Source organism: Aestuariivirga sp. (genome assembly GCF_044238155.1).
Lineage (GTDB): Bacteria > Pseudomonadota > Alphaproteobacteria > Rhizobiales > Aestuariivirgaceae > Aestuariivirga.
In genome coordinates this window covers 1-6519 of record NZ_JBIIDX010000178.1, presented here as the reverse complement: position 1 = coordinate 6519, position 6519 = coordinate 1, and the positions used below count along the sequence as shown (strand labels likewise).

Below are 6519 nucleotides of genomic sequence, written 5' to 3'. Positions count from 1 at the left end.
CTGTGTTCCCGGCGATCACATTCAAGGGCAGGAAGATCGCTGTTTTCGGGCTGGCGCGCTCCGGCACCGCCTGTATCGAGGCGCTGAAACTCGGCGGTGCCGAGGTCCATGGCTGGGATGATTTTGCGCCAGCCGTCGAAAAGGCGCGGGCGGCGGGCCTTCCGGTGAGCGATCTTCACTCGATTGATTTCCGCGGGCTCGACGCTCTCGTGCTCAGCCCTGGCGTGCCGCTCACCCACCCTCAGCCGCACTGGACGGTTCTCAAGGCCCGTCACGCCGGCATTGAGGTCATCGGCGACACGGAAGTCTTTGCCCGCGAGGCGGCCCTGGCAGGCTCAAGTCTCGTGGCGATTACCGGCACCAACGGCAAGTCGACGACAACAGCGCTCACTGGCCACGTCCTGTCCGCCGCCGGGCTTGATGCTGAAGTCGGCGGCAACATCGGCAAGGCGGTGTTCCTTTTGCGTCAACCGGTGCGCGGTCGCATCTATGTTCTTGAGCTTTCCTCGTTTCAGATTGACCTGATGCCGGGCCTCAGGCCTGACGTCGGTGTTCTCACCAACCTCACGCCGGACCACCTCGACCGGCATGGCACGATGGAGAATTACGCCGCGGTCAAGGCGCGCATGTTTGCGCGCCAGGGCAGTGGCGACACGGTGCTGTGCGGGGTTGATGACGTCTGGTGCGCCGCCATTGCGCGTCAGGCGGTTGCAACCGGCGCTGATGTGCGCCCCGTATCTGTGACGACCTTGCTCGCGGACGGGATCAGCGCACCGGATGGCATCCTTCGTGACCGGCGCTCGGGCGAACCCGCCGCCGAGATTGACTTGCGTGCCATGCCGGCCCTTCGGGGGCGGCACAACTGGCAGAATGCCTGCATGGCCTACGGCGCAGCGAGGGCGCTTGGTGTTCCGGTCAGGGCGATTGCTGATGCCATGCAAAGCTTTCCGGGTCTCGCCCACCGCATGCAGCAGGTGGGACGGGTTGGGCCGGTGATCTTCGTGAACGACTCCAAGGCCACCAACGCCGATGCGGCAGAAAAGGCACTCTCGTCTTTCGACAACATCTATTGGATCCTGGGTGGCATTGCCAAGTCGGGTGGCATCGAATCCCTGAAGCCGTTGTTCGGCCGGGTTGCTCGCGCCTATCTCATCGGCCAGGCGGCAGAGAGTTTCTCTGCGGAGATTGGCGGGGCCATACCCACCGAGATTTGTGCCACGCTTGACCGGGCGGTGGCAGCGGCGCTGCGCGACGCGGCCGTTTCGGACAGGCCCGGTGCGGTCGTGCTGCTCTCGCCGGCCTGTGCAAGTTTTGATCAGTATCCAAATTTTGAGGTACGGGGGGACGCCTTCGTCGAGGCCGTGTCACGCCTCCCTGGCGCCGTAATGACAATTCCAGGAGATGCCCATGCTGCTCGGACGTAGCGACCGCGGCCTGCTTGCCCAGTGGTGGTTCACGGTGGACCGCGGCCTGATGTTCGCCCTCTTGCTGCTCATGGCACTGGGTGTTCTGGTCAGCATGGCGGCCAGTCCGCCGGTTGCCGAGCGTATCGGCGCAGATACGTTCCACTTCATCAAGGGCCAGTTGTTCTATCTGGGATTTGCGGTTCCGGGTCTTGTGGCGCTGTCCTTTCTGCCGCTGCGTCTCGTGCGTCGGGCAGGCCTGGTCGTGTTTTTTGTCGCTCTGGCACTGATGCTGGCGGCTCTGTTTTTTGGGCCTGAGATCAAGGGCGCGCATCGCTGGATTGACATTGGGCCGATAACGCTTCAGCCCTCTGAACTCGCCAAGCCCGCCTTCGTGATCGTCGTGGCCTGGTTCCTCGCCGAGCATGTCCGCCGTCCAGAAATGCCTGGCCAGGTCGTGGCCTTCCTGCTGGCGGCGGTGTTTGTCTCGTTGCTTGTGCTGCAGCCGGATTTTGGCCAGACGGCTCTGGTGATGCTGACCTTTGGATCAATGCTGCTGATCTATGGCATTTCGTGGTTCACGGTGATCGGGCTTGCATCACTGGCAGGTGCCGGCCTGTTTCTCGCCTATGAGTTCGTTCCACATGTCCGCTCGCGCATTGACCGTTTCATGAGTCCGGACAAGGGCGACACGTTCCAGGTGGATACCGCCATGCAGGCCTTCAGCAATGGTGGATTGATGGGGACTGGTCCCGGCGGCGGTGAGGCCAAGCTGGTTCTGCCCGATGCCCATACTGATTTCAGCTTTGCTGTTGTGGGCGAGGAGTTTGGTCTTATCGCCTGCCTGTTGCTGCTTGCCCTGTTTGCCTTCGTCGTGCTCAAGATCATGGCGCGCGCAAAACATGAGCCCGACCCGTTTGCGGCGCTGGCACTGAGCGGCCTTGCGCTGATGTTTGGCTTGCAGGCGATCATCAACATGGGCGTCAACACGGCGCTGCTGCCCGCCAAGGGCATGACGCTGCCCTTCATTTCCTATGGTGGCTCCTCACTCGTTGGCATGGCTTTTGGCATGGGACTCGTCCTGGCGCTGGCGCGCAAGCGCTACGGAGCAACCGCTCCCGCCCGGCAGCCGCACCCGGTTTACGGCTGAAGCGACATGCGGGCGAAGACATCCTTCGTTCTGGCCGCCGGCGGCACTGGCGGACACCTGTTTCCAGCACAGGCCCTGGCGGAAGAGCTCAGCAGGCGCGGCCATGTCATTCATCTGATGACCGATGAGCGGGTGCGGGACTATGGCAAGTCGTTCCCGGCCGAGGCCACGCACATCGTTCCCTCGGCCACGCTGAGCCTGTCGAGGCCGTGGCTGGCGCCTCGCCGAGCCTGGCGTCTCCTCGCAGGCTATCGAACCGCACGCACTATTCTCAAGCAGCTCCGGCCGGGTGCCGTCGTTGGCTTTGGCGGCTATCCCTCTTTGCCCCCTCTGGCCGCCGCCGCGCGGCTTGGCATACCAACCTGCATCCACGACCAGAATGCGGTGATGGGCCGTGCCAACCGCATCCTCGCCCGCTGGGCCGATGCCGTCGCCTCGTCCTTTCCGAACCTCATCGGTCTGCCGGCCGAGGCGCATGGCAAACTCGTTTTCACCGGCAATCCGGTGCGGGGCATCGTACTGCGTGAGGCGGCAGCGCCTTATCCAGCCCTTGGCCGGTTCAATCTGCTGGTTGTCGGCGGCAGTCAGGGCGCGCAGTTTTTCGGCGACTTCATGCCCCGCGTGTTTGAAGCCATGACGGGAGCTGAACGCCAGGCGATCAGTCTCACTCAGCAGGTCAGGCCGGAAAACATGGCGGAGGTCAGCGCGGCCTATGCCCGGCTTGGCGTCAGCTGCGATCTGAGCGCCTTCTTCATGGACATGCCACGGCGCATCGCGGGAGCTCATCTGCTGATCTGCCGCTCGGGTGCGTCGACCATTGCCGAGCTTGGCGTCATCGGCCGGCCGGCCATCATGGTGCCGCTGCCGCATTCCATCGATAATGACCAGCTGCGCAATGCCGAGAGCTTTGCCCAGGCGGGGGCCGGCTGGGTTCATCCACAGGCAAGTCTCGAACCCCGGGCCTTTGCCCAATTTCTGACATCACTGCGCTCTCAACAGCGCACGCTTGAACAGGCGGCGGCAGCAGCACTCGGCCACGGCAAACCCGACGCCGCTGAGCGGCTTGCCGATCTTGCCGAACGGATCGCAGGGAAACAGCAGTCATGAAACTTCCGGGTAATGTGGGCCCCATTCACTTCATTGGTATTGGCGGAATCGGCATGAGCGGAATTGCCGAAGTGATGGCCACGCTGAATTACACGGTGCAGGGCTCCGATCTCACCGACAATTACAACGTGGCGCGGCTGCGCAAGGCCGGCATCGCCGTCAGCATCGGTCACCGCCCCGAAAATCTTGGCGATGCACAAGTTGTTGTCGTGTCGTCCGCCGTCAAGGAAGACAACCCCGAGCTCGTCGAAGCCCGCAACCGCTACCTGCCCGTGGTGCGCCGTGCCGAAATGCTTGCTGAACTCATGCGCTTCAAGTCCTGCGTCGCAGTGGGCGGCACTCATGGCAAGACGACGACAACATCATTGGTGGCAGCGCTCCTCGATGCCGGCAGCCTCGACCCGACTGTGATCAACGGCGGCATCATCAACGCCTATGGAACCAATGCGCGCCTCGGCAAGGGTGACTGGATGGTCGTCGAGTCCGATGAATCTGACGGCACCTTCGTCAAGCTTCCTGCCGATGTGGTGATCGTCACCAACATCGACCCTGAGCACCTTGACCACTATGGCACCTTCGATAGGGCCAAGGAGGCCTTCCTCGCCTTTGTCGAGAACATCCCCTTTTATGGTTTTGCGGTGATGTGCATCGACCACCCGGTTGTGCAGGAACTGATCGGCAAGGTGCGTGATCGGCGCGTGATCACCTATGGCCGCAGCCCGCAAGCCGATGTACGGTTGATGGACGTTCGCTACGAGGATGGCGAGACACGCTTTGCCGTCCGCCTGACCAACCGGCGCAGCGGCGAAACGCACGACATTGGCAATCTCAGCCTGGCCATTCCCGGGGATCACAATGCCCTCAATGCGACGGCAGCTCTCACTGTGGCCAAGCAGCTTGGAATGTCTGATGACGACATCCGCAAGGGCTTCAAGAGCTTCACCGGCGTCAAGCGCCGCTTCACGCGCACGGGCAGCCACAACGACATTGCCGTCTACGATGATTATGGCCACCATCCTGTAGAAATTTCCGCAGTGCTGCGCGCTGCGCGCGGGGTTGCGAAGGGACGGGTCATCGCGGTGATGCAGCCGCACCGTTACACGCGCCTGTTCTCGCTCTTCAAGGAATTCTGTACCTGCTTCAACGATGCCGACACGGTCATCCTCGCGCCTGTCTATGCGGCCGGAGAGGCGCCGATCGATGGTGTGAGCCACATCTCGCTCGCTGATGGCCTGCGCTCGCGCGGCCATCGTGCCGTGCACACCATCGACAAGCCCGAGCAGCTGGCGCCGCTGGTGCGCCGTCTGGCGAAGCCCGGTGACATTGTCATGTGCCTCGGTGCTGGCACCATCACGCAATGGGCCTATGCGCTGCCTGGTCAGCTTGAAGCTTTCGACAAGGCTGGCACATGACGCAGAGGCTTGATGGATCGGCCTTGCTGCGGCGGCTGCCGCCGGTGAGGGGGCGGCTTGAGGCCAATGCACCGCTGGCGGATCTCACCTGGTTTCGTACCGGCGGGCCGGCCGAGGTCCTGTTCACGCCTGCCGATGAAGCTGATCTGGCGGACTTCCTCAGGGCGACACCGGCCGACATTCCTGTCACCGTGATCGGTGTTGGATCGAATCTTCTGGTGCGTGATGGTGGCGTGCCCGGGGTTGTGGTCCGTCTGGGCAGGGGCTTCGCGGATGTCGTCGAAGAGCCCGGCCAGCGCATCCGAGCCGGTACCGCAGCGCTGGACGTGCGGGTTGCAAGATTCGCCCTCGACAAAAGCATCGATGCGTTAACCTTTCTGAGAGGTATACCGGGCAGCATCGGCGGCGCCTTGCGCATGAATGCCGGGGCCTATGGCGGCGAGACGAAGGACATTCTGGTCGAGGCGCGTGCCGTTGACCGGTCGGGGAACATTCACGTGCTGTCCAATGCGGACATGAACTACAGCTATCGCCACTGTGGCGCGCCCGAGGGGCTTATCTTCACTCAGGCGCTGTTTCAGGGCCGTCCCGGCAATGCCGCGGAGATTGCCGCCGCCATGGACAAGATCACCGAAAGCCGTGAGGCAACTCAGCCCGTCAAGAGCCGAACTGGCGGATCGACTTTCAAGAACCCGCCTGGTCGCAAGTCCTGGCAGTTGATTGATCAGGCGGGCCTTCGTGGTTTTGCGATCGGTCCGGCACGGGTCTCCGAACTGCACTGCAACTTCCTCATCAACGAGGGCGGGGCCACGGCGGCCCAGATCGAGGAACTGGGCGAAACCATTCGGGCGCGGGTCAAGTCCGGATCGGGGATCGATCTCGACTGGGAAATCAAGCGTATCGGCCTCGCCGGTAGCGGTGGCGCATGAGCAGGGTGCCCGCCAAGACCACGGTCGCCGTTCTGATGGGAGGCTGGTCGGCTGAACGGGACGTGAGCCTTGCGTCAGGCGACGGCTGCATCAGGGCGCTGAGCCGGGCTGGTTTTCAGGTTGTGCCCATTGACGTTGAGCGCCAGACCATCATGTCGCGTCTGCAGGACCTGAGGCCGGACGTTGCCTTTAATGCACTGCACGGCAAATGGGGAGAGGACGGCTGCTGCGCGGCCATTCTCGAGACGCTGGGAATTCCCTACACCCATTCCGGCGTGCTGGCTTCATCGCTTGCCATGCACAAGGAAAAGTCCAAGGCGATCTTTCGTGCTGCGCAGATTCCGGTTGCTGAAAGCATGCTCGTGCCGCTCGAAGAGGTTGCCACGCGTCATCCGATGCCGCCACCCTATGTGATCAAGCCGGTCTCGGAGGGTTCGAGTGTCGGCGTGCATATCGTGCTTGAGACGTCCAACGGTCCTGCGCGGGAGGTGTTGGACGAACGGCATATATTCGGCGAT

The 6519-nt window shown here is 62.8% G+C and carries 5 protein-coding genes and 1 pseudogene; all 6 read left to right on the top strand.

Annotation, left to right across the window (positions count from 1 at the left end):
* Positions 1-1424: UDP-N-acetylmuramoyl-L-alanine--D-glutamate ligase (murD, locus tag ACILRN_RS15105; RefSeq protein WP_395689664.1), on the top strand; the 1424-nt coding region annotated here is incomplete at its 5' end.
* Entirely contained in the window at positions 1411-2553 is a 1143-nt protein-coding gene (locus ACILRN_RS15100) for an FtsW/RodA/SpoVE family cell cycle protein (RefSeq protein ID WP_395689666.1), read from the top strand. The genes murD and ACILRN_RS15100, both read left to right, overlap by 14 nt.
* Before the next feature lie 6 nt (positions 2554-2559).
* Complete coding sequence (gene murG, locus ACILRN_RS15095; protein ID WP_395689662.1) at positions 2560-3660, top strand: undecaprenyldiphospho-muramoylpentapeptide beta-N-acetylglucosaminyltransferase; 1101 nt, start codon at positions 2560-2562, stop codon at positions 3658-3660.
* A complete protein-coding gene (murC, locus tag ACILRN_RS15090; RefSeq protein WP_395689660.1) occupies positions 3657-5072 on the top strand; it encodes a UDP-N-acetylmuramate--L-alanine ligase in 1416 nt (471 codons plus the stop codon). Before murG ends, murC begins: the two co-directional genes overlap by 4 nt.
* A complete protein-coding gene (gene murB, locus ACILRN_RS15085; protein ID WP_395689658.1) occupies positions 5069-6001 on the top strand; it encodes a UDP-N-acetylmuramate dehydrogenase in 933 nt (310 codons plus the stop codon). The genes murC and murB overlap by 4 nt, the downstream gene beginning before the upstream one ends.
* Positions 5998-6519 (top strand): annotated as a pseudogene (locus tag ACILRN_RS15080) (D-alanine--D-alanine ligase); the annotation flags it as partial. The gene murB and the pseudogene ACILRN_RS15080, both read left to right, overlap by 4 nt.